The following is a 23772-nucleotide window of genomic DNA, read 5'->3' on the forward strand; positions in this document are numbered from 1 at the left end:
CCGTACGTGGGCGACGGGCGTGCAGTCAGCGGCACTTTGAGCCATCGGCGATGCGGCCGGGGCACGATGACAGGCGCTCAGTGCCGGGCGCGCGCCCCCCGGTCGGCGGTCATCGGAGGGCCGGTGAGCCGGATCACCCGGGCCGTTCGCCGGGCACGGGGCACCCCGGGCGCTAGGCTGCCCGGGTAAGCCGTGGAGCAGGTCGATCAGGTCACGCCGGTGCTTTTGGTCGCACCGGCCGACGGAGGTGGATTTCGGATGTCCCAGCAGGTCAAGGCAGTCATCGCGCGCGCCAAGGGCGCGCCCGTGGAGGTGGCGACGATCGTCGTGCCCGACCCGGGGCCCGGCGAGACGGTGGTGCGGATCCAGGCCTGCGGCGTCTGCCACACCGACCTGCACTACCGCGAGGGCGGCATCAACGACGAGTTCCCCTTCCTGCTGGGCCATGAGGCCTCGGGCATCGTGGAGTCGGTAGGCGAGGGTGTCACCGAGGTCGAGCCGGGGGACTTCGTCATCCTCAACTGGCGTGCGGTGTGCGGCCAGTGCCGGGCCTGTCGGCGCGGCCGGGCGCAGTACTGCTTCAACACCCACAACGCCAAGCAGAAGATGACGCTGCTGGACGGCACCGAGCTGTCGCCGGCCCTGGGCATCGGCGCGTTCGCCGAGAAGACCCTGGTCGCGGCCGGGCAGTGCACCAAGGTGGACCCGGCCGCCGCGCCGGCCGTGGCCGGACTGCTGGGCTGCGGAGTGATGGCGGGCATCGGCGCCGCGATCAACACCGGCAACGTCGGCCGGGGCGACTCGGTCGCGGTGATCGGCTGCGGCGGGGTCGGCGGCGCGGCCGTGATGGGCTCGCGGCTGGCCGGCGCGGGGACGATCATCGCGGTGGACATCGACGACCGCAAGCTGGAGACCGCCCGCACGCTGGGCGCCACCCACACCGTCAACTCCCGTACCACCGACCCGGTCGAGGCGATCCGCGAGCTGACCGGCGGCCACGGCGCGGACGTGGTGGTCGAGGCGGTCGGCCGCCCGGAGACGTACAAGCAGGCGTTCTACGCGCGCGACCTGGCCGGTACGGTCGTGCTGGTCGGCGTGCCGACCCCGGAGATGACGCTGGAGCTGCCGCTGCTGGACGTGTTCGGCCGCGGTGGTGCGCTGAAGTCCTCCTGGTACGGCGACTGCCTGCCCTCGCGGGACTTCCCGATGCTGATCGACCTCTACCTCCAGGGCCGCCTGGACCTCGGCGCGTTCGTCACCGAGACCATCGAACTCGACGCGGTGGAGCAGGCGTTCGAGCGCATGCACCAGGGCGACGTGCTCCGTTCGGTGGTCGTCCTGTGAGCACCGCACGGATCGACCGGCTCGTCACCGCCGGCACCTTCGAACTCGACGGCGGCAGCTGGGAGGTGGAGAACAACGTCTGGATCGTCGGCGACGACGCCGAGGCCGTGGTGATCGACGCCGCGCACGACGCCGACGCGATCGAGGCCGCGCTCGGCGGGCGCCGACTGCTGGCGATCGTCTCCACCCACGCGCACAACGACCACATCGACGCCGCCCCCGCGCTCGCCGCGCGCACCGGTGCGCCGATCCTGCTGCACCCGGACGACCTGCCGCTGTGGAAGCTCACCCACCCCGACCGCCTGCCGGACGGCGAACTCGCCGACGGGCAGCGGATCGAGGTGGCCGGCACCGTGCTGACCGTGCTGCACACGCCCGGCCACGCGCCGGGCGCGGTCTGCCTGTACGCGCCGGAGCTCGGCACGGTCTTCACCGGCGACACCCTCTTCCACGGGGGCCCGGGTGCCACCGGCCGGTCGTTCTCGCACTTCCCGACCATCATCGACTCGATCCGCGACCGCCTGCTCTCCCTCCCCCCGGAGACGGCGGTCCGCACCGGCCACGGCGACCCGACCACCATCGCCGCCGAGGCCCCGGCCCTGCCGGAGTGGATCGCCCGCGGGCACTGACGTCGTACGTACCCACCGCCCGGCCCGGTGCCCGCCGCACCGGGCCGGGCGTCGTACGATCGCGGGCATGGCCCATGATCCGCGCGCACTCGACGACACCTTTCTCGCCTTCTGGCGGGAGCGGCACATCTCCACGCTGACCACGCTGCGCCCGGACGGTTCGCCGCACGTGGTGCCGGTGGGGGTGACGTTCCAGGCGGAGGCCGGGATCGCGCGGGTGATCAGCAGCCGGACCAGCCGGAAGGTCCGCAACGTGCTGGCCGCCGGGCCCGAGGGGATGCGGGTGGCGGTCTGCCAGGTGGAGGGTGCGCGCTGGTCGACGCTGGAGGGGGTGGCCGTCGTCCGGGACGCACCCGAGGCGGTGGCGGAGGCGGTACGGCGGTACGCCGAGCGCTACCGGGAGCCGCGGGTGAACCCGGACCGGGTGGTCATCGAGATCACCGTGGACCGGGTGCTCGGCCGGGCCTAGGGCCTGAGGCCGTCCCCGCTGTGCCCGGGTGTTTATCGGACGTTGATCGCCTGGGCCTAGCGTCGGGGCCATGAACAACGGAACGACCGGGGTGCAGGGCGTGCGGGCACTGCCCGAGGGGCGGATGACGGAGCAGGACGCGGACCGGTTCCGGCTGCTGTTGACCCGGCTGGAGAGTTCACTGGCGGCGGACCGCCGGGTGGCGGGTCAGCCTGCGACGGATCGGCGGGGGACCGATCGGCGGGCGGGGGCACCGGCCGGGGCGCAGGGCCGCGATGACTGAGGGGGCGGGCGGCAGACCGGTGCGGGTGCTGCCGCTGTGGCAGCGCGGGCCGGCCGCCGCGCCGTACGACGCGCACCGGCCCGGGGTGCGGGGGCACACCGGACCGGTGGTGGAGGGCGGCGAGGGTCAGTTGACCGCGACGGCCGACCAGGCCGCGGCGACCGCGGCGTACTCGGTGCCGCCGGCGCCGTAGAGGTCGGTGGCGGCCTTCAGGGTGGCCGTCCGGGCACCGGCGTAGGTGGTGCCGGAGGTCATGTAGACGGTGAGCGCCCGGTACCAGATCCTGCCGAGCTTGTCCCGGCCGATCCCGTTGACGGTCGAGCCGTTGCAGGTCGGGCTGTTGTAGGAGACGCCGTCCACCACCCGGGCGCCGCTGCCCTCGGCGAGCAGGAAGGCGAAGTGGTTCGCCACGCCCGAGGAGTAGTGCACGTCGAGGTTGCCGACGCCGGAGCTCCAGCAGTCCGCCGACTTGGTGTCCTTGGAGGGCTGGTCCATGAACCGCAGCGCGGCCTTGCCGAAGCCGGGCTTCACGATCTCCTCGCCGATCAGGTAGTCGCCCGGGTCGGCGGGGTTGGCCGCGTAGAACTCGACCAGGGTGCCGAAGATGTCGGAGGTGGCCTCGTTGAGGCCGCCGGACTCCCCGGAGTAGGTGAGCTTGGCGGTGCGCGAGGTGACGCCGTGGGACATCTCGTGCCCCGCGACGTCCAGCGAGACCAGCGGGCCGAAGGTCGTCCCGTCGCCGTCGCCGTACGTCATGCAGAAGCAGGCGTCCTGCCAGAAGGCGTTGTTGTAGTTGCTGCCGTAGTGGACGCGGTTGTACGAGCCCTTGCCGTCCCCGGCGATGCCGGTGCGGCCGTGGACGTTCCGGTAGTAGTCCCAGGTGGTGTCGGTGCCGTACTGGGCGTCGACGGCGGCGGTGGCGCGGTCGGCGGTGGTGCCGGTGCCCCAGTGGTTGTCGGTGTCGGTGAAGACCACGGCGGGTGCCCGGCTGAGGCAGATGCTGCCGAAGCAGAGGTCGGTCTTGTTCTGGGCGTCACCGGTGTAGGTGGTGCCCCGGGTGGGGTCCTTGAGCTGGTAGCCGCCGCCGGCCGGCGTGGTCTCCAGTGCGACGGTGCCGCCGTAGAGCGAGGCGCCGTCTCCGGCGGCGGTCTCGATGGCGTCCCAGGCGTCGATCACGGCGCCGGTCGCCGCGTCGGAGAGCACCGTGCGGGAGACCGGGTTGCCGAGGTGGTCCTTCCCGGAGGCGGTGGTCCGCCAGGCCAGTCGGGGCGCGCCGTGCAGGGCGTCCACCACCAACTCGGCGTTCGCCTCGGCCTGTCGGGCGGATCCGCCGAGGGCGCGGACGGCCTGTGCGCGGGCCGCGGCGGCCGGGACGGCGGGCCGGGTGGTGGGCACGGCGACGTCCGTGGAGGTGGCGCGGTCGGCGCCCGCGAAGGCGCCACCGGGGGCGAGGTGGACGACCAGGTCGCCGCCCAGGACGGGTAGGCCCGCGTAGGTGCGGTCGTAGCGGACGTGCTGTGTGCCGTCGGCGTCGGTGACGACGCCCTGGACGGTGCGGCCCTGGCCGGGGGTGATGCCCAGTCGGGCGGCGTTGGCGGCCAGCGCGGCGTCGGCCCGGGCGGCCGCGGACGGCGGCCCGGCGGGCGCGGCGAGGGCCGTGCCGGGCAGGGCGACGGCGGTGAAGGTGGAGGCCGCGACGGCGACGGCGATGGCGGCGGCGGTGGTCCGGAGGCTGAGCGGCATCGTGCTCCTCGGTTCTCGGCGAAGGCCGCGGCGACGGCGCACGGAAGGGTGCGCCGTCGAGGGGGCGCGGCGGCGGGACGCGGTGAACGACGGCAGCGGCGAGGGCGGTCGGGGGTGCACCTGGCGCAGCGAGGGGGCGGACGGCGCGGCGGATGGCGCGCTGTGAACGGCGCGTTGTGGATCGCGCGGCGGATGGCGCGGCGGATGGCGCTGTGCGGAGAGCTGCCGGGGACAGCTTTTTACATGCTCAGGTCACCCCGCGTCCAGAGCGCGTACGGAAACCGTTCGGCGCGGCCGGTGCGGAGACCGCCTGCCCGAGCCGCGCCGAACGCCCTCCGGTGGCCTACTACTTGGCGAACCGCACCTCGGGAAGGCCGCCGGCATCACATCGTGCTTCAGCAGTCGCACCCGCAGCCGTCGCAGCCGTCGCAGCCGTCACAGCAGCTGCAGCAGTCGCTACAGCCCTCGCACCCGTCGCAGCAGTTGCAGCAGTCGTGCCGCTCGCAGAAGCCCTCCCGGCGCTCGCGGGAGAACGGGTCGTCGTGGTCGCAGCAGAGCAGCTGGCAGGAGCAGGCCATCAGGGCCCAGACCGCGCAGCCGGCCAGCAGGTTGCGGTGCGGCGGCTTCGGAGCGCCGGGCGGGGTGAAGCCGGGCCCCTGCGGCACCCAGGGCGGGATCGGGGCTCCGGGCCCGGCCGGCGGCTGGTCGGGGGTGTGCGTCGGCGGGGACTGCGGATCGGCGCCGGTGGCCGGGTGGTTGCCGCAGGTCGCCGCGTGCCCCGGCCGGCCGAAGACCCGCTCGACCGCGCGCTCGGTCTCGTGCGCGAGCAGGGTGTGCACCAGCGCGCGGTCGGTGAGCTCCACCTCGCGCAGGGCGAGGCGGATGCCGTGGACGGCGTCGCGGCAGAGCCGCTCGGCCTCGGCGCGGTCCGTGCCGGTGGCGGTCAGCGGGTTCCAGGCGCCGCTCGCGGCGTCCTCGGCCTGGTCCTCGGCGGCGTCCAGCAGATGGGCGAGTCGGCCGAACAGCCGCCCCGCCTCGGCCAGCGGAGCCGCGTTGCCGGGTCGTCCGGCCAGGACGGCGGTGTGTGCGAAGGCCGCCGAGGTGGCGCTCTCGGTGGGTTCGGTGACCAGCAGGACCGAGCCGCCCGGCCCCAGTCCGCGCTCCAGCCCGCCCTGCCGGGAGGCCGCGTCGAGCAGGACGGCGGTGTCGAAGCCGACCGCCGAGGCGCTGCCCGCGCTCTGCCGGTCCCAGCGCCTGGTCACCGCGCGGGCGCCGGCCGCGACCGGGCGGCGGGCGAACACGCCGTCCCGGTCCTCGACGTGGTCGCGGATCTTCACCGAGGCGAGCGCCAGCGAGACGGCGGCCGCGAGCCGGGCCCCCTCGCCCTTGGCGACCGAGGCGGTCCGCATCCCGCGCAGCGGGCAGGGCCCGGCGGTGCGGCGCCAGGAGGCGTCGTCGCGGGCGATCTGCGCCTCGACCAGCACGGAGATGATCAGGCCGTCGTAGTTGGTGGCGGTGCGGGCGAGTTGGCCGTGGTCGTCGCGCAGCGCGAGGCAGAGCCCGCACAGGTGCGCCATCCAGGAGGTCTGCAACCGCTCGGAAAGCCGGTGCCTACAGGGCCTGATGATGCCGAACATGATCCCCCTTGCGTGCTCGCGGGCCGCTGATCGGACCCCCGTCCGCCGGACATCATATGATCACCGCCCGACGCGCCCGGGAGCTGTGGGGAAACGGTGACCGGACACCCCGGGCGGGTCCGACCGGTCCTGTCCGCCCGGCCGGATCGGCCTCCCGGCGCCGTACCGGGACAGGGTGTCCGCCGGGCGACCGCTGGACGTGCCCGGGCCCCGCCTCCTCGGCCTCCGGTCGACGGGGGAGGTGAGGGGACGGGCCCCCTGGGCACGGCCGGCCGTCATGGCGCTTCGGGCCGCTCGATCTGCTGGATCAGGCGCTTGAGCTGGGCGACCTCCTCGCGGAGGGCCTGGTCGCCGGCCGGGGTGAGGGTGATCCAGGTGCGGGGGCGCCGGCCTTCGTAGCCCTTCTCGATGTGGATCAGTGCGGCCTTCTCCAGGACGGTGAGGTGCTGTCCGAGGTTTCCGGCGGTGAGTTCGAGGGTGGTGCGCAGGAAGCCGAACTCGACGCGGCGGGCCTGGTGGGTGACGGTGAGGATGCCGAGGCGGACGCGCTGGTGGACGACGTCGTCCAGGCCGTTGACGGGGTGCTGGTCGCGCTGGTCGCTCTGGTCGGTCATGACAGGGCGCGGTGGCGGGGCAGTTGGGTCCGGGCGAAGCCGAGGGCGCCGAGCAGCAGGAACACGCCGGGAGGGATCAGAGGGGGCAGGCCCGACCAGGGCGAGGTGGCGTCGATCCCCGCCCAGCCGGTGGGGATCGGTGCCAGTTCGAGCGTGAGGTAGGCCAGGGTGAAGAGCAGCAGGACGCGGCTGCGTTCGACCCAGGCCAGCACCAGCAGCGGCAGCCCGACGGATGCGGCCCCTCCGGTGAACCGTTCGAGGAACACCGTCAGTTCGGAGGAGGGGTCGAGCTGCAGACCCCAGAGGTCGAGCGGGCCGCCGGGTGTGAGGTGGCGGGTGGCCCAGAACCCGGTGGCGGCCACCAGGCCGACCAGGACGATCCCGGCGACGACATAGGGCCGGACGGGGGTGCCCACGCCGCGGTTGCGCGAGCGGCGGACGTAGAAGAACGCGGTCGCGGTGTAGGCGAGCAGGAGCCCGAGCGTCCAGTAGACCGGTGATCCCTGCTTGATGAGGATGCAGCCGGTGCCCGGGCCCGTCGAGCTGTAGCCGTCCAGGCAGGCCACGGTCCGGATGCTGAAGGTGAGGCGGTTGGCGAGGATGCCGCCCAGCGTGAGCACACCCAGCAGTAAGAGGGGGAACCAGGTGCCGCGCTGGGCGGCGCGGACCCTGCGGGTCAAGTCGCCGAGGTTGGCGAGGACTTCGTGGGGCGTGCCCGGCGCGGGCACCGCTTCGTCTGTCATACAGTCAGCTTTGCATTGCAGAGTAGTTGTGGCAAGAGACTTCGGCGTGGCGGTCCGGTCGGCGAACTCCCGTGTCCTGGCGAGGTGTTGCGCGAGGTGTGCGGGCGACCGGTGGGATCGGCGCATCGCCGCAGCTGGCAGGGTCGACGGCCGGGCCGGCCGCCTTCTGGTGATCCCGGATCTGGGATAGCATCGCGAATATGGGAATCGATACGGCCGCCGACGAGCGGCTGGCCACCCGGCTGGCCGAACTTCGCATCGAACGCGGCTGGACACTGGAGGAGTTGGCCCGGCGGGCGGATGTCAGCCGGTCCACGCTGTCCCGGGTCGAGCGGGCCGAGGTCAGTCCGACCGCGGCCCTGCTCGGACGGCTCTGCGCGGTGTACGGGCGCACCATGTCGCGCCTGCTCGCCGAGGTGGAGTCCGCCCCGGCCCGGCTGGTCCGCGCCGGGGAGCAGCGGGTCTGGCGCGACGAGGCCACCGGGTTCGTGCGGCGTTCGGTGTCGCCGCCGCACGGCTCGCTGCGCGCCGAGATCATCGAGGGACGGTTGCCGCCGGGCGCCGACATCAGCTACGACCGGCCGTCGGTGCCCGGGCTGGAGCACCACATCTGGCTCCTGGAGGGCGAGTTGGAGCTGACCGTCGACGGCGAGCCACAGCTGCTCGCGGCCGGGGACTGCCTGCGCTTCGTCTGCGGCACCACCCGGTTCCGCAGCCCCGGACCGGAGGACGCCCGGTACGCGCTGGTGGTGGTCGAGCCGTGACCTCCAACGGGCCGATACCCGCCGACGGACCGATATCCGCTGCTGAGCCGGCTCCCGCCGACGCCCCGGCTCCCGCCCCCGTGCGCTTCGACGCCGCCGGGCGCCGGGTGCTGCTGGTCTGCGTGGCCGGCGGCTTCACCACCCTGCTCGACCAGTCCGTCCTCAACACCTCGATCCCCGCCCTGCGCGAGAGCCTGCACGCCCAGCCCGCCCACCTGCAGTGGATCGTCGCCGGGTACTCGCTCGCCTTCGGCCTGGCGCTGATCCCCGGCGGGCGGCTCGGCGACGTCAGGGGCCGCAAGTGGTTCTTCGTCACCGGACTGGCCCTGTTCACCGCGGTCAGCCTGCTCTCCGCGACCGCCACCGAGCCCTGGGTGCTGGTCGCCGCGCGGCTGCTCCAGGGCGCCGGGGCAGGCCTGGTCAACTCCCAGATGATCGGCACCCTCCAGGACGTCTTCAGCGGCCAGCTGCGCGCCCGGGCCCTCGGGATGTACGCCGTCACCGGCGGTCTGGCCTTCGCGCTCGGGCCGCCGATCGGCGGCGCGGTCCTGGCGGCCGTCGGGCCCGAACACGGCTGGCGGCTGACCTTCCTGCTCAATGTGCCGTTCGGCCTGGCCACCGTCGCGCTCGCCGCCCGCTACCTGCCGCGCCCGCGCCCCAGTGCCCGGCACGCCGACCTCGACCTGGTCGGCCTGCTGCTGGTCGCCGCGCTGACCCTGACGCTGATGCTGCCCTTCGTCCAGCCGCCCGGCTGGACCGGCTGGCTCGCCTTCACCGCCGGCGCCTGCCTGCTGCTCGGCGCGCTGGCCTGGTGGCAGCGCCGCTACGCCCGGTCCGGCGGCCACCCGCTGATCCACCCCGCGCTCACCCGCTCGGCGCCGTACGCACTCGGCACGGCGGTGGCGATGGCCCAGTTCGGCTCGTCCATCGCCGCCGGGCTGGTGCTCACGATGTTCCTCCAGGACGGCCTCGGCCTGTCCCCGATGGGCGCCGCCCTGGTCTCGCTGCCCTCGGCGGTGTCGATGGGCGTGGCCTCGGCGCTCGCCTGGCGGGTCGTCCAGCGGTTCGGCCGGCGGACCGTGACCGCGGGTATGGCCGCCTCCGCCCTGGTGATGCTCGCCGGCGGCTTGGTCGTGCACTGGGCGCCGTCGGCCGCCCTGCCCTGGGTGCTGGCGCTGCTGCAACTGCTCGGCGGTGCGGCCATCGGCGTGATGGGGGCCACCAACCAGGCCTACGTGCTGCGCCACGCGCCCGCCGAGGCGGCCGGGGTGAGCGGAGCGATCCTGCAGATGGCGCAGCGGATCGCGGCGGCGGTCTGCGTCTCCGCGCTGTCCGGGCTGTACCTGCGGGCCACCGCGGGTGGGGGAGGGCACCGGGCGGCCTACTCCTGGGCGAGCGCCGTGTGCGCGGTGGTGGCGGGCCTGGCGGTGCTGGCGTCGGTGTACGCGAGCCGGGCCGCGAAGGACGGGGAGGCGCCGGCGGCGGTGGCCTCGCCCGGGCCTTCGGCGGTGGGAGCGGAGCGCTGAGCCCCGCCGCGGCGGTTCCGCATCGGCGTCGGGCCTGTGCGTCGGGTTTGTGCGTCGGGCTTGTGCGTCGGGCGAACAGCGCTCCCGGCCCGGCCGGTCCGCGCATACGGTGATCGTCATGACCGATCAGCTGACCGTCGACCTCGGGGAACTCCGCCTCGCCTACCGCGTGCACGGTGCGGCCGGCGCCCCGCCGCTGCTGCTCCTGCACGCGCTGGGCGAGCGGGGCGCGGACTGGGACGGGGTGCTCCCGCAGCTCGCCCCGCACCACCGGGTGTACGCCCTCGACCTGCGCGGCCACGGGGGCAGCGACCGCCCCGCCCGCTACGGCCTGGAGCTGATGCGGGACGACGTGGTCGCCTTCCTGGACGCGCTCGGACTGGCCCGGGTGGACCTCGTCGGCCACTCGATGGGCGGCGTGGTCGCCTACCTGCTCGCCCAGTCGCACCCCGAGCGGGTCGGGCGGCTGGTCCTGGAAGGCCGGTGGACTTCGACTGGGCGGCGGTCGGGCAGATCAAGGCACAGATCGACACCCCGGAGCCGGCCTGGCGGGAGCGTCTGGCGGACATCGCCGCACCGACCCTGGTGGTGGCCGGCGGAGCGGCGAGCCACGTCCCGCAGAACCGGATCGCCGAACTGGCCCGCCGGATCCCGGACTGCCGGGTGGTGACCATCGAGGCCGGACACCTGGTGCACCACAGCCGGCCGGCGGAGTACGTGGCGGTGGTCGCACCGTTCCTGCACCCCGCCGGCCAGTCGGACTGACGACAAGGCCCTGTCCGGCCGATCCTGCCGGGCGCGCGACGCCGGGCATCGAGCCGCGCGCTGATCCGCCAAGACCGACCGGACGGGACCTGGTCAGACCCCGTGCTCGGCCGGGAGCCGGCCCGCCCGGACGGCCGCGACCAGCTCGGCGTGGTCCGCCTCGGTACGGTCCGCGTACGCCACCGCGAAGGCGGCGACCGCCTCGTCCAGCTCCTCGTTCTTGCCGCAGTAGCCGCCGAGCAGGCCCGGGTCGGCGGTGTGCGCATGGGCCCGGGCCAGCAGGGCGCCGGTGATCCGGGCGTAGTCGTCCAGCTGGCCCGGCAGCAGCGCCGCCGGGTCCACACTTCCCTTGCGGTTGCGGAACTGCCGCACCTGGTAGGGCAGTTCGTCCACCGTGGTCCAGCCCAGCAGGGTGTCGCTGACCACCTGCATGCGCTGCTGGCCGAGCACCACCCGGCGGCCCTCGTGACCGTCCTGCGCCGTCACCGGGTAGCCCGCGCGGGCCAGGTGCGGCAGCAGGACGGAGGGGCGGGCCTCCTTGACCTGGAGGACCAGCGGCTGCTCCCGGTGGTCGGTCAGCAGGACCACGTAGGAGCGGGTGCCGACGCTGCCGGTGCCGACCACCCGGAACGCCACGTCCTGCACGTGGTAGCGGGAGAGCAGCGGGTGCAGCTCGGCGGCCACCGTGTGCACGTACGGGCCGAGCGCGGCCGCCACGGCGGCGGCCGTCGCGTCGGGCACCTCGCTGAGCACCGGCGGCGCGGCGGTGAAGCGCCAACCGCCCTCCTCAGTACGGACGGTGGACTTGGCGGCGAACCTGGCGCTGGTGTTGCCGAGCGCCTTGGTGCCGACCCTGTGCAGCACCTCGGCCAGGTCGTGCGCCTGGGCGAAGGAGACCAGCTGGTCGTCCGCGACGGCGTTCCAGGCGTCGAGCGCGGGCAGCTTCGCGAGCGACCGCATCGTGCGGCGGTACGAACCGGTCGCGTCGAAGGCCGCCTGCCGGGCGGTCGTCTCGTCGGCGCCGACCTCGCGGCCGGCCAGCACCAGGCTGGCGGCGAGCCGCTTGAGGTCCCACTCCCAGGGTCCGGGCACGGTCTCGTCGAAGTCGTTGATGTCCATGACCAGTTGGCCGCGGGCATCGCCGTACAGGCCGAAGTTGGCGGCGTGCGCGTCGCCGCAGAGCTGGGCGGTTATCCCGGTGGTGGGCGTGGCGGCGAGGTCGGCGGCCATCAGCCCGGCCGACCCGCGCAGGAAGGCGAACGGCGTGGCCGCCATCCGGCCGAGCCGGATCGGCACCAGGTCGGCGAGGCGGCCCGCGTTGGACGCCTCGATCGCCTCGACGGCGGTCGGGCGGTCGTCCGCGGGGACGAACTCGCCGTGCCGGTCGCGGGGCATCCGCCCGCGCAGCGCCTTGCCGCGCTCCCGGGCCCGCCCGTCGTGCCGCGGCGCGAACCCGTCCACGGCGAACCGCCGCCCGGCCCCCCGTCCGGTCGCCACCGCGTCCGCCCTGGCCGCCGGCCTGTCGGACCCGTTCACCGCATCGGTCAGCTGCGTCACTGCGCCCGCCCCGTTTCCTCCGTCGTTCCGGCCCGCGCCCCGCGCGGACCCGGCCCCTCGCGGGCCGCGCAGCAGGCTACCTGGCCGCTCCGGTCGACCCGCAGGGGGAGGGACGCCGGAGGGGAGGGCGCGGTTCCGCCGCCGGACACGCCCTATGGTGGCCGGGTGGACGATCTTCGGGGGACGGCCGGCGTGCGGACGGCCGGTGTGCGGATGACCGCGGGCGCGGTGGCGGTGGCGGTGGTGGCGGCCGGGCTGGGCGTGCGGGCGCTGGCGGGCGGGGCGGTCGCCAAGTACGCGGGCGACGGGCTCTACACGGTGCTGGTGTACGCGCTGGTGGTCGCCGCCGCCCCGCGGGTGCGCCCGGTGCGCGCGGCCCTGGTGTCCGCCGCGCTGAGCTGGGCGGTCGAGCTGTTCCAGCTCACCGGGGTGCCCGACGGCCTCGGCCGCCGCAGCACGGCGGCCCGGCTGGTCCTCGGCTCCACCTTCAACCCGCCGGACCTGTTCTGGTACCTGGTCGGCGCGGCGCTCGCGGCCCTGCTGCACACGGCCCTGCGGCACCTGGCCGGCCTGCAGAAGGACGGGCTGCGCGGGTCGGCCGGGTCGAGCCGCCCGCGGGCTTGAGCGCCCCTGTACGACGGCTCCGGGGCCGGGCGCCATCCTCGACGGATGTACTCACTGCTCGGCTCCTGCCTGCGTTTCCTGCTGCGAGGCCTGGTCGTCTCGGGGCAGATCTCGGGGTACGTCCCACCGGTGCTCGCGCCGTCGGGGAGCGGCCCGGCGCCGGGGCACCCGGAGCGGCTCTGCCCCGAGGTGCCGCTCAGCGCCGTCGAGCTGCGGCTGCGGCGTGAGCTCCGCGGCCTCGGCGACGGGCCGACGCGCCCTGAACTCTGAGTCCGGCGTGCCGGCGCCTCTCCCGCGCCGGCCCCGCGCGCCCCGCCCGGGGACACGCGGGGTGCGCGGAGCGGAGGCTCAGGCGCCCGCGGAGGCGGTGGACCGCGCCGAGGCCGGCCCTTCAAGCGGCGGCCCCTCGCGCGGCGGCTCCTCCCTGGGCGGCAGGCGTCGCAGCAGTGGCCCGGTCATCAGCGTGGTGACCAGGGCCATCACCACCATGGCGCTGAACATCCGGGTGTCGATGACCCCGAGCCGGTGGCCCACGTTCAGGATGACCAGTTCGGTGAGCCCCCGGGCGTTGAGCAGGATGCCGAGGGCGGCGGCATCGCGCCTGGTCGAACCGGTCAACCGGGCGGCGGCGGCAGCGCCGACGAACTTGCCCGCGCAGGCCGTCACCAGCACCGCAGCGACGATGGCCAGCCCGTGCAGCCCGAGGCCCGCGAGGTCGACGGCCAGGCCGGTGACGGTGAAGAAGGCGGGCAGCAGCAGGAGACCGGCCTGCTCGATGCGCTCCGGGACCTCCGGGGCGAGGACGTCGATCCGCCGGCGCGGCACCGCCGCCCCGAACATGAAGGCGCCGAAGACGGCGTCCAGGCCGATCGTGCTGGTGACGTAGGCGGTGAGCAGCGTCCCCGTGACGAGCACGGCGTGGATCCACGGGCCGCCGACGGAGCGGCGGCGCTCCGGCGCCAGCAGCCAGGTCAGGCCGGGGCGCACGACGAAGGCGAGGACCAGGACGACCAGGGCCGAGTTCAGCGCCAGCCTGCCCAGGGCCCAGGGGCTCTGGGACTTCACCACGGCCACCACCACGGCCAGCGCACACCAGGCGAGGAAGTCCTGCAGGGCGGCGCAGGCCAGCGACATGGTGCCGAGCGGATCCTGCTGCATCCGGCGCTCGGCGATGATCCTGGCGAGGACGGGGAACGCCGTGATGGACATCGCCGCGCCCAGGAACAGCGCCGGGCCGAGCCAGCCGTCCGTGGTCAACTGCGACTTGTCGAACCAGGGTTGGAGCAGCACCGCGAGGCCGAGGCCGAGCGCGAAGGGCAGCACGACGGAGCTGAGCGAGACCGCGGTCACCTGGCGTCCGGCGCCCCGCAGATGGCCGATGTCGAACTGGTAGCCGACGATGAACATGAAGAAGACCAGGCCCAGTTGGGAGAGCACCCGGAGAAAGGGCTGGACCTCGGCGGGGAACAGGACGGCGTCCAGGTGCCCCGGGAGCAGCCCGAGCAGGCTGGGCCCCAGGGCGACGCCGCCGACGATCTCCCCCATGACGGCCGGCTGCCGCAGCCGGACGGCGAGCCGCCCGCAGACGAAGGCCGTGGCGAGGATGACGGCGAGGGCGACGAGCACCCCGCCCGCGGTCTGCGCCTCGGTCGGACCGGCGCCGAGCAACTGCGGGTGCACAGGGGCGTAGGAGTCATGGGGAGGGGGGAGGGCCAGTGGGCTCATCGGGTACGACCTCTTCGTTCGGTGCCCGGCTGGGGGCGGTGGCCGTGCCGGTACGGGCGGTACCGGGACGAGGGGAGGGCGGCGGTCATCGCCCGGCGGCGAGCAGATCCGTCCGGAGCGGGACGGGTGAGGTGCCGAAGGCGATCCGGCGCAGCATGGCGCCGTAGAGCGGGGTCCTGGAGAGCAGCGCCGCAGTCCTGGGGCGGACCGTCGAGGAGAGCCGTCCGGTGGAGAGCATCATCCGGCTCTGCACGCGCTGGATCCGGGTGATCCGGTCCACCTCGGGCCGGCGCAGCGCCGTGTAGGCCCGCAGCCGGTCCGCGCCCGCGTCGCCGCTGCGGACCGCCTCGACCAGCACCGGGTGGGCCGCCACGGCGTCCCGGATGGCCAGGTTGATGCCCTGGGCTCCGATCGGGCTGTGGGTGTGGGCGCTGTCGCCGATCAGGACCAGCCCGTCGCGCACCCACTCCTCGGCGCTGCCGGAGAAGACGTCGAGCAGGGAGAGGTCGCCGAAGCCGGTGATCTCCGCGCGGATCCGGTCGGCGTACTCCGGGGCGGCGCGGCACAGCTGCTCGACGATGTGGCCGGCGCCCTGGTCGGCCAGTGGCCGGAATCCGCCGTGCGGGAGCGTCCAGCCGAGCTGGACCGAGTCCGACGCCGAGAAGTAGCTGAGGACGGGGTTGCCGCCGGCCCGGAAGACCCGGACGTCCCGAGATCCCGAGCCGGCCGGGGGCGGTGACCCGCTCAGCCGGAACCAGAGGACGTCCTGGCTGAACAGCTCCTGGCGCCGGTACCCGATGCCGGCCAGGGTGCGGACCTTGGAGAACCGGCCGTCCGCCGCGACCACGCACCGCGCCCGGACCACCCGGCCGACCGGGCCGGCCCCCTGGGTGGCGACCACGCCGCGCACCGCGCCCGCCTCCTCCACCAGCGCGGACGCCTTGGTGCCGGCCAGGTAGGTGAACCCCTCGTGGCGTTCGCAGGCGGCCAGCAGCTCGGTCAGCAGGTGCCGCTGGGGCAGGCTCAGCAGGCAGTTGTACGGTCCGGGCAGCCGCCGGTAGTCGCCGTTGATGAGGACCCGCCCGTGCTCCTCCAGCAGGAAGCGGTCGTGTTCGACGGCGCCGTGCTCCCGGGCGGGGCCGAGGACGCCCAGTTCGTCCAGCAGCGCCTGGCCGCCGGGCTGCAGGATCTCCCCGCGGTACGTCCGGTCCAGCGAGCGGCTGCGCTCCAGCAGGGTGACCCGGATGCCGGAGCGGACCAGCAGCAGGGCGAGCGTCAGCCCGGCCGGGCCGCCGCCGACCACGCAGATGTCGGTGTCGATGTCCATGCGCCCAGACCCTAGGCAGCGCCCCTCAACGGCGGTTCGCGCCGCCGCCCTGCGGTGGCCGTGGGCAGCGTGGACGCCGTCGGCCGGGAGCGCGCCCGCGGCGGGCGGGGTTCGGTAGGGCGGGTCAGGTGGACGACGGCTCGAACCCGCCGCGAGGCCGGGGCCGGACGATCTGTACCGGCGGAATTCCCTGCCGTACAGGAGGTCGTCGGGCATGTCGGAGACGGACAGCAGGTCGGAGACGGGCGGGGGGAGCAGCAGTGTCAGGTGAGGACGGGCGGCGCCGTGTGGTGGTGACCGGGATGGGGGTGGTGGCACCCGGCGAGGTCGGCACCAAGGCCTTCTGGGAGCTGCTGACGGCGGGCCGGACGGCGACCCGGACGATCTCGACGTTCGACGCGTCGCCGTTCCGGTCCCGGGTCGCCGCCGAGTGCGAATTCGATCCGGTGGCCAGCGGTCTGACGCAGCGTGAGATCCGGCAGTGGGACCGCACCGCGCAGTTCGCGGTGGTCGCGGCCCGGGAGGCGCTGGCCGACTCGGGGGTGTCGGGGTTGAACGACCCGCTGCGGACCGGGGTGATGGCGGGCACGGCGTGCGGGATGACGATCAGTCTCGACCGCGAGTTCGCCGTGGTGAGCGACGAGGGCCGCAAGCGCCTGGTCGACGACGGGCACGGGGTGCCGTACCTCTACGACTACTTCGTGCCGTCCTCGATGGCGACCGAACTGGCCTGGCTGGTGGAGGCGGAGGGGCCGGTGGGCGTGGTCTCGACCGGGTGCACCTCCGGGATCGACGTGATCGCCCACGCGTGCGACCTGATCCGCGACGGCGAGGCGGACGTGATGCTCGCCGGTGCCTCGGACGCGGCGATCTCGCCGATCACCGTGGCCTGCTTCGACGCGATCAAGGCGACCACGCCGCGCAACGACGAGCCGCAGAGCGCCTCGCGGCCGTTCGACCTGACGCGCAACGGCTTCGCCCTCGGCGAGGGCGCGGCGATGTTCGTCCTGGAGGAGCGCGAGCACGCGCGCCGCCGCGGTGCGCACATCTACGCCGAGGTCACGGGATACGCGGGCCGCTGCAACTCCTACAGCATGACCGGGCTGCGGCTGGACGGGAACGAGATGGCCGAGGCGATCCGGGTCGCGCTCGACCGCAGCCGGATGAACCCCGAGGACATCGCGTACGTCAACGCGCACGGCTCGGCCACCAAGCAGAACGACCGGCACGAGACGGCCGCGTTCAAGAAGAGCCTGGGCGACCACGCCTACCGGGTGCCGGTCAGCTCGATCAAGTCGATGATCGGGCACTCGCTGGGCGCGGTGTGCGCGCTCGAGTTCGCGGCCAGCGCCCTGGCGATCGAGCACTCGGTGGTGCCGCCCACGGCCAACCTCCACGTGCCCGATCCGGAGTGCGATCTGGACTACGTGCCGCTGGTGGCCAGGGAGCAGCGGGTGTCCACGGTGCTGAGCGTGGCCAGCGGCTTCGGCGGCTTCCAGAGCGCGATCGTGCTGGCGGATCCGGAACGGGGTGGGGCATGAGCAGGGTGGTGGTGACCGGCATCGGCGTCGTGGCGCCGAACGGCTGGGGTGTGGAGGAGTACTGGGAGGCGACGCTGGCCGGGCGCTCGGGCCTCGGTCCGCTGACCCGCTTCGACTCGGCCGGCTACCGGGCGCATGTGGCAGGCGAGGTGAACTTCACCCCGGAGGACCACCTGCCGGGTCGGCTGCTGCCCCAGACCGACCACATGACCAGGCTGGCGCTGGTGGCCGCGCAGGAGGCCCTGGCCGACGCCGGTGCGGACCCGGCGTCGATGCCGGACTTCGCCGCCGGGGTGGTCACGGCCGCCTCGGCGGGCGGGTTCGAGTTCGGGCAGCGCGAGCTGGAGGCGCTGTGGAGCAAGGGCCCCGCCTACGTCAGCGCCTACCAGTCCTTCGCCTGGTTCTACCCGGTGAACACCGGCCAGATCTCGATCCGGCACGGCATGCGGGGCCCCGGGTCCGCGTTGGTGGCCGAGCAGGCCGGCGGGCTGGACGCCCTCGCCAAGGCGCGGCGGCACGTGCGGGAGGACACCGCGCTGATGCTGGCCGGCGGGGTGGACGGCTCGATCTGCCCGTGGTCGTGGCTCTGCCTCACCCGCAGCGGCACGATCAGTGCGGAGAAGGACCCGCGGCGGGCCTTCGTCCCCTTCGACACCGACGCCTCGGGCGGGATCCCGGGGGAGGGCGGCGCCCTGCTCGTGCTGGAGACCCCGGAGCGGGCGGTGGAGCGCGGGCAGCGCCGCCACTACGGCGAGGTCGCGGGCTATGCGGCGACCTTCGACCCGCGGCCGGGCTCCGGTCGGCCCGCCGGGCTGCGGCGGGCGATCGACGCGGCCCTGGCCGACGCCGGGGTCGGGCCGGGCGACGTCGACGTGGTGTTCGCCGACGCCAGCGGGGTGGCCGAGCGGGACCGCGCGGAGGCCGAGGTGCTGAGCGCGGTGTTCGGACCGCGTGGCGTGCCGGTGACGGTGCCCAAGACGATGACCGGCCGACTGCTCGCCGGTGGCGCCCCGCTGGACGTGGCGGCGGCGCTGCTGGCCATGCGGGACTCCGTCATCCCGCCCTCCGTCCATATCGACCGGCCGGCCCACGGCGGGCTCGACCTCGTACGGGACCGGCCCCGGTCGGCCCGGCTGGGGAGCGCGCTGGTGCTCGCCCGCGGGCACGGCGGGTTCAACAGCGCGCTCGTGCTGACGAGTTGCTGAGAAGTCGCCGAGCAGTCGTTGAGAAGTCGCCGAGCAGTCGCTGACGAGCCGACGGCGGGAGAGCGACGAGCCGCCGAAAGCCGCAGTGGGCGGCCGAGCAGGTAGTCGAAGAAGTGACCGACGATCAACCGAACTGAGGAAACACCATGGCAGAGTTCACCCTTGACGATCTGATCAGCGCGCTGCGCGAGGCGGCCGGCAGCGACGAGGGCGTCGACCTCGACGACATCCTCGACGTGCCCTTCGAGGCCCTCGGCTACGACTCACTGGCCCTGTTCAACACCGTCAACATGATCGAGCGGGACCGCGGCGTCGCCCTTCCGGACGACGTCGTGGTCGAGGCCACCACGCCCCGGCAGCTGCTGGACGCGGTCAACCTCGGCCTCGCCAAGGCGGGTTGAGCGTGTGCGGCATCGTTGGGGCGGTCGACTTCGAGGCCTCCCCCGAGCAGCGCCGCGAGCTGCTCCAGGCGATGACGGACACCATGGCCTGCCGGGGGCCGGACGCCGAGGGGCTCTGGTTCGGCCCGTGGGTCGGCTTCGGCCACCGGCGGCTGGCGGTGATCGACCCGGCGCACGGGCAGCAGCCGATGACCGCCGAGCACGAGGGCCGCAGCGCGTCGATCACCTTCGCCGGGGAGGTCTACAACTTCCGTGAGCTGCGCGCCGAGTTGATCGGGCACGGCCACCGGTTCCGGACGGCGTGCGACACCGAGGTCGTCCTGCGCGGCTACCTCCAGTGGGGCGCCGCACTGGTCGAGCGGCTGAACGGCATGTACGCCTTCGGCATCTGGGACGGGCAGGCCGAGGAGCTGCTGCTGGTCCGGGACCGGATGGGCGTCAAGCCGCTGTACTACCACCCGACCCGCACGGGTGTGCTGTTCGGCTCGGAGCCGAAGGCGATCCTGGCCGACCGGACGATACCGCGCAGGGTCGGCGCGGAGGGGCTGTGCGAGGCCCTGGACATGGTCAAGACGCCCGAGGCGGCGGTCTTCTCGGGCATGCACGAGGTCCGTCCCGGCCAGCTGGTCAGGGTGGGCCGCACCGGGGTGCGCCGGCAGACGTACTGGCGGCTGGAGGCCCGCGAGCACACCGACGACCTGCCCGCCACCATCGGGGCCGTCCGGGAGCTGCTGTCCGACACGGTCGAGCGCCAGCTGGTCGCGGACGTGCCGCTGGGAGTGCTGCTCTCCGGCGGGCTCGACTCCTCGGCGGTCACCGCGCTGGCCGCCCGCTCCGGGCCGGTGCGCTCGTTCTCGGTCGACTTCCGGGGGGCGGCGGACGGCTTCGCCCCGGACGCGGTGCGGCAGGCGCCGGACGCCCCGTTCGTCCGCGACCTGGCCCGGCACGTGGGCGCGGACCACCGCGAGATCCTGCTGGACAGCCCGGAGCTGACGGATCCCGCGGTACGGGCCGCGGTGCTGCGGGCGACCGATCTGCCGCCCGCGTACTGGGGCGACATGTGGCCCTCGCTGTACCTGTTCTTCCGGGCGGTGAAACAGCACTGCACGGTGGCACTGTCGGGCGAGGCGGCGGACGAACTGTTCGGCGGCTACCGCTGGTTCCGCAACCCGCTGGCCCTGCGCGCCGCGACCTTCCCCTGGCTCACGTCCGGTTCGGCGCGCTACTTCGGCGGCCGGTCGCTGTTCCAGCAGGGCCTGTTGGACAAGCTCGACCTGGACGGCCACCGGGCCGCCCGGTACTCCGAGGCGCTCGCCGAGGTCCCGGTGCTGCCGGGGGAGTCCGCCGAGGACCGCCGGATGCGCGAGGTCACCTATCTCAACCTGACCCGGTTCGTGCAGACCCTGCTGGACCGCAAGGACCGGATGAGCATGGCGGTCGGCCTGGAGGTCCGGGTGCCGTTCTGCGACCACCGGCTGGTGGAGTACGTGTTCAACGTGCCCTGGGAGATGAAGTCCTTCGACGGCCGGGAGAAGAGCCTGCTCCGGGCGGCCGTCTCGGACCTGCTGCCGCGCTCGGTGGTCGAACGGGTCAAGACCCCGTACCCGGCCACCCAGGACCCGGGCTACGAGGGCGTGCTGCGCGCCGAGCTCGCGGGGCTGCTGCGCGACCGGGACGCGCCGGTGCTGCCGCTGCTGGACCTCGGGCGGGCCCGGGCCCTGGTCGACCGGCCGCTGGGCGCGGTCAGCCGGCCCTACGACCGGGGCAGCCTGGAGCTGGTGCTCTGGCTCAACTCCTGGCTCCGGGAGTACGAGGTCACGCTGGACCTGTGACCTCGGCGGCGCCCGGCCCGTCGGTGACCGACGGGGGCAGCTCGTCCGCCAGGACCGCACGAAGGCCACGCAGCAGCCGCCGCGTGGCCTTCAGGTCGTCCGGGTCCAGGGCCGCGGCCAGGTGCTCCAGCCAGCGCCGCTCGGCCGGCTCCAGCCGGGCGAGCGCGTCGGCGCCCTTGGCGGTCAGCGAGACCAGCGGGGCGCGCTTGTCCGCCGGGTTGGGCGCGGTGCTGACGAGACCGTCCTCGACCAGCCGGACGACGGTCTGCTGGACGGCCTGCCGGCGCAGCCCGCGCTCCCGGGCCAGGTGGGCGGCGCTCTGCGGGCCCTCCGCCAGCAGGCCGAGCACCTGCCAGCGCGCGGAGGTCAGCCCGAACCGGCCGGACAGCGCGTCGCCCGCGCGCAGCAGGGCGCCGTTGACGGCGAAGAGTTCGGTGGTGATCTCGCTCAAGGTATCGGCCGCGGGGGAGAGGTCCGTCATGGGGGCAGCCTAATCGCAGCACGCCCCCGCCGTTTCGACAAGAGCTTGTCATTCACTCGGCCCGGCCACTACCCTCAACTCGACAAGAGCTTGTCGATTTCAATGGAGAAACAGGAATGGCTAACCTCGCCTCGCAGACCGACGAGGCCGTCGCCGACGACGACACCGGCCCGGCCGGCTTCACCCACCGCCAGATCATCACGGCGCTCTCCGGACTGCTGCTGGCCGTCCTGCTCGCCGCGCTCGACCAGACCATCGTCTCCACCGCGCTGCGCACCATCGGCGACCAGCTGCACGGCCAGACCGTCCAGGCCTGGGTGATCACCGGCTACCTGGTGAGCTCCACGATCGCGATGCCGTTCTACGGCAAGCTCTCCGACATCTACGGCCGCAAGCCGCTCTACCTGGCGGCGATCGTGATCTTCATCGTCGGCTCGGCGGCCTGCGCGGCGGCGAACTCCATGGAGACCCTCGCCATCGCCCGGGTGGTCCAGGGCTTCGGTGGCGCCGGCCTGATGTCGCTGCCCACCGCCGTGATCGCCGACCTCGCCCCGGTACGGGAGCGCGGCCGCTACTTCTCCTACCTGATGATGGCCTGGGTCGCCGCCAGCGTGCTCGGCCCGCTGGTCGGCGGGCTGTTCGCGGGCGCCGGCGACATCCTGGGGGTGACCGGCTGGCGCTGGGCCTTCCTGATCAACGTGCCGCTCGGGCTGGTGGCGCTGCTCAGCGTGCGCAAGGCGCTCAACCTGCCGCACCAGCGGACGGACCACCCGATCGACTACCGCGGCGCCCTCTGCCTCGCGCTCGCGCTGGTGCCGCTGCTGATCGTCGCCGAGGAGGGCCTGGACTGGGGCTGGGGCTCGGCCCGCGCCCTGGTGCTGTACGCGGTCGCCGCCGTCGGCACGGTGCTGTTCGTGGTGGTGGAGCGGGCCCGCGGGCTGTCCGCCATGGTCCCGCTGCGGCTGTTCCGGCGGGGCGGCATCACGCTGGCCACCGCCGTCAACTTCACCATCGGCGTCGGCATCTTCGGCACCGTCTCCACCCTGCCGCTCTTCCTCCAGCTGGTGCAGGACCGCAGCGCCACCGTGGCGGGGCTGGTGATCATCCCGGTGATGACCGGGGCGATCCTCTCCCAGATGGTCTGCGCGAAGATCATCAAGAAGTCGAACCGCTACAAGAAGCCCGCGATCGCCGGGCTCGGCTCGATGGCCGGCGCACTGCTGAGCCTCTCCGCCGCCGGCGCCGACACCCCGCTCTGGGCGGTCGTGCTGCTCGCGGGCTGGCTCGGCCTGGGCATCGGGCTCTCGCAGACCGTCATCACGCTGGCCATCCAGAGCGCGGCGCCCAAGTCCGAGCTGGGCGTGGCCAACGCCGCCTCCGGCCTGTTCCGCCAGCTCGGCGGCACGGCGGGCGCCGCGGTCTTCATGTCGGTGCTGTTCAGCGTCGCGGCCGACCGGATCGGCGGAGCGCTCGACGGCGACGACGCCGTCCGCCGGGCGCTCTCCGACCCGGACACCACCGGCGGGCTCGCCGCGACGGCGGTCGACGCCTTCGCCTCCGGGTTCCAGACCATGTTCCTGGTCGGCGGCGTGATCCTGGCGGTCGGCTTCGTGCTCACCTTCCTCCTGCGGGAGCTGCGCGACGAGGGGTGACCCCCGTGCGGGGCACCGGCGGACCACGGCCCGGGGCCGGCCACCACACGGTGGCCGACCCCGGGCCGTCGCACGCGCGACGGCGGCTCGAAGCGCTCCCACGAGCATGGGGACATCCCCTGGACCACCGAGAGTGGAGGACCCATGCCCCCGATACCCCTGCCCGACGAGCTGCTCGCCGACTGCGTCGACGGCCCGACCTTCCTGTCGATCATGGGAGCGCTGCCCACCGGCGTGACCGTCGTGACCACCCTCGGCCCCGACGGCGAGCCGTACGGGCTGACCTGCTCGGCGGCCTGCAGCGTCTCCAAGACGCCGCCCCTGCTGCTGGTCTGCATCCACCGGGAGAGCCGGGTGCTGCGGGCCCTCCTGGACCGCGGCGCGTTCGCGGTGAACGTGCTGCGCGGCGGCGGGGAGGACACCTCCGCGCTGTTCGCCTCGGCCCGCGGCGACCGCTTCGGCGGCGTCGAGTGGGAGCCCAGCCGGCTCGGCGGCCTGCCGACCTTCCCCGCGGACGCCGTCGCCCACGCCGAGTGCCGGGTCGCCTCGGCCCTCGACGCCGGCGACCACACCATCGTGGTCGGCGCGGTGGTGGACGGCGCCGCCCGGCCCGAGGTGCCGAGCCCGCTGATGTACTGGCGCCGCAACTACGCCCGCTGGCCGGTCGAGGAGGACCCGCGGGCGGCCGCCCTGACCCTGGCCGCCGAGGGCTGAGCGACAGGCTGACGACCGCGCGGCGCAGCCCGCGTACGACAGCACACGACAGCACACGACAGCACACGACGGCACGCGACGGCACACGACAGCGGCGAGGGGGCCGCGCGGGGGGGGGGGGCCCCCCCCGCCCCCCCCCCCCGCGCCGGGGGGGGGGCCCCGCGCCCGCCCCCCCCCCGGCCCCCCCCCCCCCACG

23 protein-coding genes are annotated in these 23772 nt (G+C 74.3%); 15 read left to right on the top strand and 8 right to left on the bottom strand.

Annotation, left to right across the window (positions count from 1 at the left end):
• Nucleotides 1-258 precede the first annotated feature (258 nt).
• The 4 genes from ACGFZP_RS30445 (at nt 259) to ACGFZP_RS30460 (ending at nt 2725) form a co-directional block, all read left to right on the top strand.
• Nucleotides 259-1344 carry an S-(hydroxymethyl)mycothiol dehydrogenase gene (locus tag ACGFZP_RS30445; protein ID WP_392939182.1) on the top strand — a complete coding sequence of 362 codons (1086 nt, stop codon included), beginning with the start codon at nt 259-261 and terminating at the stop codon, nt 1342-1344.
• Nucleotides 1341-1973: an MBL fold metallo-hydrolase gene (locus ACGFZP_RS30450; protein ID WP_392939183.1), complete on the top strand. Its 633-nt coding sequence runs from the start codon at nt 1341-1343 to the stop codon at nt 1971-1973. Before ACGFZP_RS30445 ends, ACGFZP_RS30450 begins: the two co-directional genes overlap by 4 nt.
• A 67-nt stretch (nt 1974-2040) precedes the next feature.
• Complete coding sequence (locus ACGFZP_RS30455; protein ID WP_392939184.1) at nt 2041-2442, top strand: pyridoxamine 5'-phosphate oxidase family protein; 402 nt, start codon at nt 2041-2043, stop codon at nt 2440-2442.
• Nucleotides 2443-2512: 70 nt separating this feature from the next.
• Entirely contained in the window at nt 2513-2725 is a 213-nt protein-coding gene (locus ACGFZP_RS30460; protein WP_392939186.1) for a hypothetical protein, read from the top strand.
• Nucleotides 2726-2851: 126 nt separating this feature from the next.
• Here the strand turns inward: ACGFZP_RS30460 and ACGFZP_RS30465 are convergent, their stop codons facing one another.
• The 4 genes from ACGFZP_RS30465 to ACGFZP_RS30480 all read right to left on the bottom strand — a co-directional run bounded on the left by ACGFZP_RS30465 (nt 2852) and on the right by ACGFZP_RS30480 (nt 7462).
• Nucleotides 2852-4468 (bottom strand): M4 family metallopeptidase, encoded by a 1617-nt coding sequence (locus tag ACGFZP_RS30465; RefSeq protein WP_392939187.1) that lies wholly within the window; start codon nt 4466-4468, stop codon nt 2852-2854.
• A gap of 395 nt (nt 4469-4863) precedes the next feature.
• Nucleotides 4864-6105, bottom strand: coding sequence for a DUF5685 family protein (locus ACGFZP_RS30470; RefSeq protein ID WP_392939188.1), 1242 nt, complete (start codon nt 6103-6105; stop codon nt 4864-4866).
• A gap of 275 nt (nt 6106-6380) precedes the next feature.
• On the bottom strand, nt 6381-6719 hold the full coding sequence (locus ACGFZP_RS30475) for a winged helix-turn-helix domain-containing protein (RefSeq protein ID WP_392939190.1): 339 nt from the start codon (nt 6717-6719) through the stop codon (nt 6381-6383).
• Nucleotides 6716-7462, bottom strand: coding sequence for a hypothetical protein (locus ACGFZP_RS30480; protein ID WP_392939191.1), 747 nt, complete (start codon nt 7460-7462; stop codon nt 6716-6718). The genes ACGFZP_RS30475 and ACGFZP_RS30480 overlap by 4 nt, the downstream gene beginning before the upstream one ends.
• A gap of 200 nt (nt 7463-7662) precedes the next feature.
• Here ACGFZP_RS30480 and ACGFZP_RS30485 point away from each other — a divergent pair, with 200 nt between their 5' ends.
• The 3 genes from ACGFZP_RS30485 to ACGFZP_RS30495 all read left to right on the top strand — a co-directional run bounded on the left by ACGFZP_RS30485 (nt 7663) and on the right by ACGFZP_RS30495 (nt 10422).
• Nucleotides 7663-8226: a helix-turn-helix domain-containing protein gene (locus tag ACGFZP_RS30485; protein ID WP_392939193.1), complete on the top strand. Its 564-nt coding sequence runs from the start codon at nt 7663-7665 to the stop codon at nt 8224-8226.
• A complete protein-coding gene (locus tag ACGFZP_RS30490; RefSeq protein WP_392939195.1) occupies nt 8223-9752 on the top strand; it encodes an MFS transporter in 1530 nt (509 codons plus the stop codon). The genes ACGFZP_RS30485 and ACGFZP_RS30490 overlap by 4 nt, the downstream gene beginning before the upstream one ends.
• 118 nt (nt 9753-9870) lie before the next feature.
• Complete coding sequence (locus ACGFZP_RS30495; protein WP_392939196.1) at nt 9871-10422, top strand: alpha/beta fold hydrolase; 552 nt, start codon at nt 9871-9873, stop codon at nt 10420-10422.
• 188 nt (nt 10423-10610) lie between these two features.
• Here the strand turns inward: ACGFZP_RS30495 and ACGFZP_RS30500 are convergent, their stop codons facing one another.
• Complete coding sequence (locus ACGFZP_RS30500) at nt 10611-12065, bottom strand: DUF2252 domain-containing protein (RefSeq protein WP_392939357.1); 1455 nt, start codon at nt 12063-12065, stop codon at nt 10611-10613.
• Between the two features lie 174 nt (nt 12066-12239).
• Here ACGFZP_RS30500 and ACGFZP_RS30505 point away from each other — a divergent pair, with 174 nt between their 5' ends.
• Nucleotides 12240-12698, top strand: a complete 459-nt coding sequence (locus ACGFZP_RS30505) for a DUF2809 domain-containing protein (protein ID WP_392939198.1) — start codon at nt 12240-12242, stop codon at nt 12696-12698.
• A 45-nt stretch (nt 12699-12743) separates the two neighbouring features.
• Complete coding sequence (locus ACGFZP_RS30510) at nt 12744-12968, top strand: DUF6059 family protein (protein WP_392939200.1); 225 nt, start codon at nt 12744-12746, stop codon at nt 12966-12968.
• 78 nt (nt 12969-13046) lie between these two features.
• On the opposite strand, the gene ACGFZP_RS30515 is transcribed toward ACGFZP_RS30510, so the two are convergent.
• The gene (locus ACGFZP_RS30515; RefSeq protein WP_392939201.1) at nt 13047-14423 is read right to left on the bottom strand and encodes a cation:proton antiporter; all 1377 of its coding nucleotides are present in this window, start codon (nt 14421-14423) and stop codon (nt 13047-13049) included.
• 85 nt (nt 14424-14508) lie between these two features.
• Entirely contained in the window at nt 14509-15750 is a 1242-nt protein-coding gene (locus tag ACGFZP_RS30520; RefSeq protein WP_392939202.1) for an FAD-dependent monooxygenase, read from the bottom strand.
• 260 nt (nt 15751-16010) lie between these two features.
• Between ACGFZP_RS30520 and ACGFZP_RS30525 the strand changes: the two genes are divergently transcribed.
• The 4 genes from ACGFZP_RS30525 (at nt 16011) to asnB (ending at nt 20729) form a co-directional block, all read left to right on the top strand.
• Nucleotides 16011-17291: a beta-ketoacyl-[acyl-carrier-protein] synthase family protein gene (locus tag ACGFZP_RS30525; protein WP_392939204.1), complete on the top strand. Its 1281-nt coding sequence runs from the start codon at nt 16011-16013 to the stop codon at nt 17289-17291.
• Nucleotides 17288-18496: a ketosynthase chain-length factor gene (locus ACGFZP_RS30530; RefSeq protein ID WP_392939206.1), complete on the top strand. Its 1209-nt coding sequence runs from the start codon at nt 17288-17290 to the stop codon at nt 18494-18496. Before ACGFZP_RS30525 ends, ACGFZP_RS30530 begins: the two co-directional genes overlap by 4 nt.
• Nucleotides 18497-18642: 146 nt before the next feature.
• A complete protein-coding gene (locus ACGFZP_RS30535) occupies nt 18643-18897 on the top strand; it encodes an acyl carrier protein (RefSeq protein ID WP_387949243.1) in 255 nt (84 codons plus the stop codon).
• Nucleotides 18898-18899: 2 nt separating this feature from the next.
• Nucleotides 18900-20729 (top strand): asparagine synthase (glutamine-hydrolyzing), encoded by a 1830-nt coding sequence (gene asnB, locus ACGFZP_RS30540; RefSeq protein ID WP_392939208.1) that lies wholly within the window; start codon nt 18900-18902, stop codon nt 20727-20729.
• Here asnB and ACGFZP_RS30545 read toward each other — a convergent pair.
• A complete protein-coding gene (locus tag ACGFZP_RS30545) occupies nt 20713-21210 on the bottom strand; it encodes a MarR family winged helix-turn-helix transcriptional regulator (protein ID WP_392939210.1) in 498 nt (165 codons plus the stop codon). The two genes, asnB and ACGFZP_RS30545, sit on opposite strands and share 17 nt — an antisense overlap.
• 116 nt (nt 21211-21326) lie before the next feature.
• Here ACGFZP_RS30545 and tcr3 point away from each other — a divergent pair, with 116 nt between their 5' ends.
• Both tcr3 and ACGFZP_RS30555 read left to right on the top strand, forming a co-directional pair.
• Complete coding sequence (tcr3, locus tag ACGFZP_RS30550; RefSeq protein ID WP_392939212.1) at nt 21327-22862, top strand: tetracycline efflux MFS transporter Tcr3; 1536 nt, start codon at nt 21327-21329, stop codon at nt 22860-22862.
• Nucleotides 22863-23006: 144 nt separating this feature from the next.
• Nucleotides 23007-23576, top strand: a complete 570-nt coding sequence (locus tag ACGFZP_RS30555; RefSeq protein WP_392939213.1) for a flavin reductase family protein — start codon at nt 23007-23009, stop codon at nt 23574-23576.
• Nucleotides 23577-23772: the final 196 nt, after the last annotated feature.

This window comes from Kitasatospora sp. NPDC048239 (assembly GCF_043202015.1).
Classification (GTDB): Bacteria; Actinomycetota; Actinomycetes; order Streptomycetales; family Streptomycetaceae; genus Kitasatospora.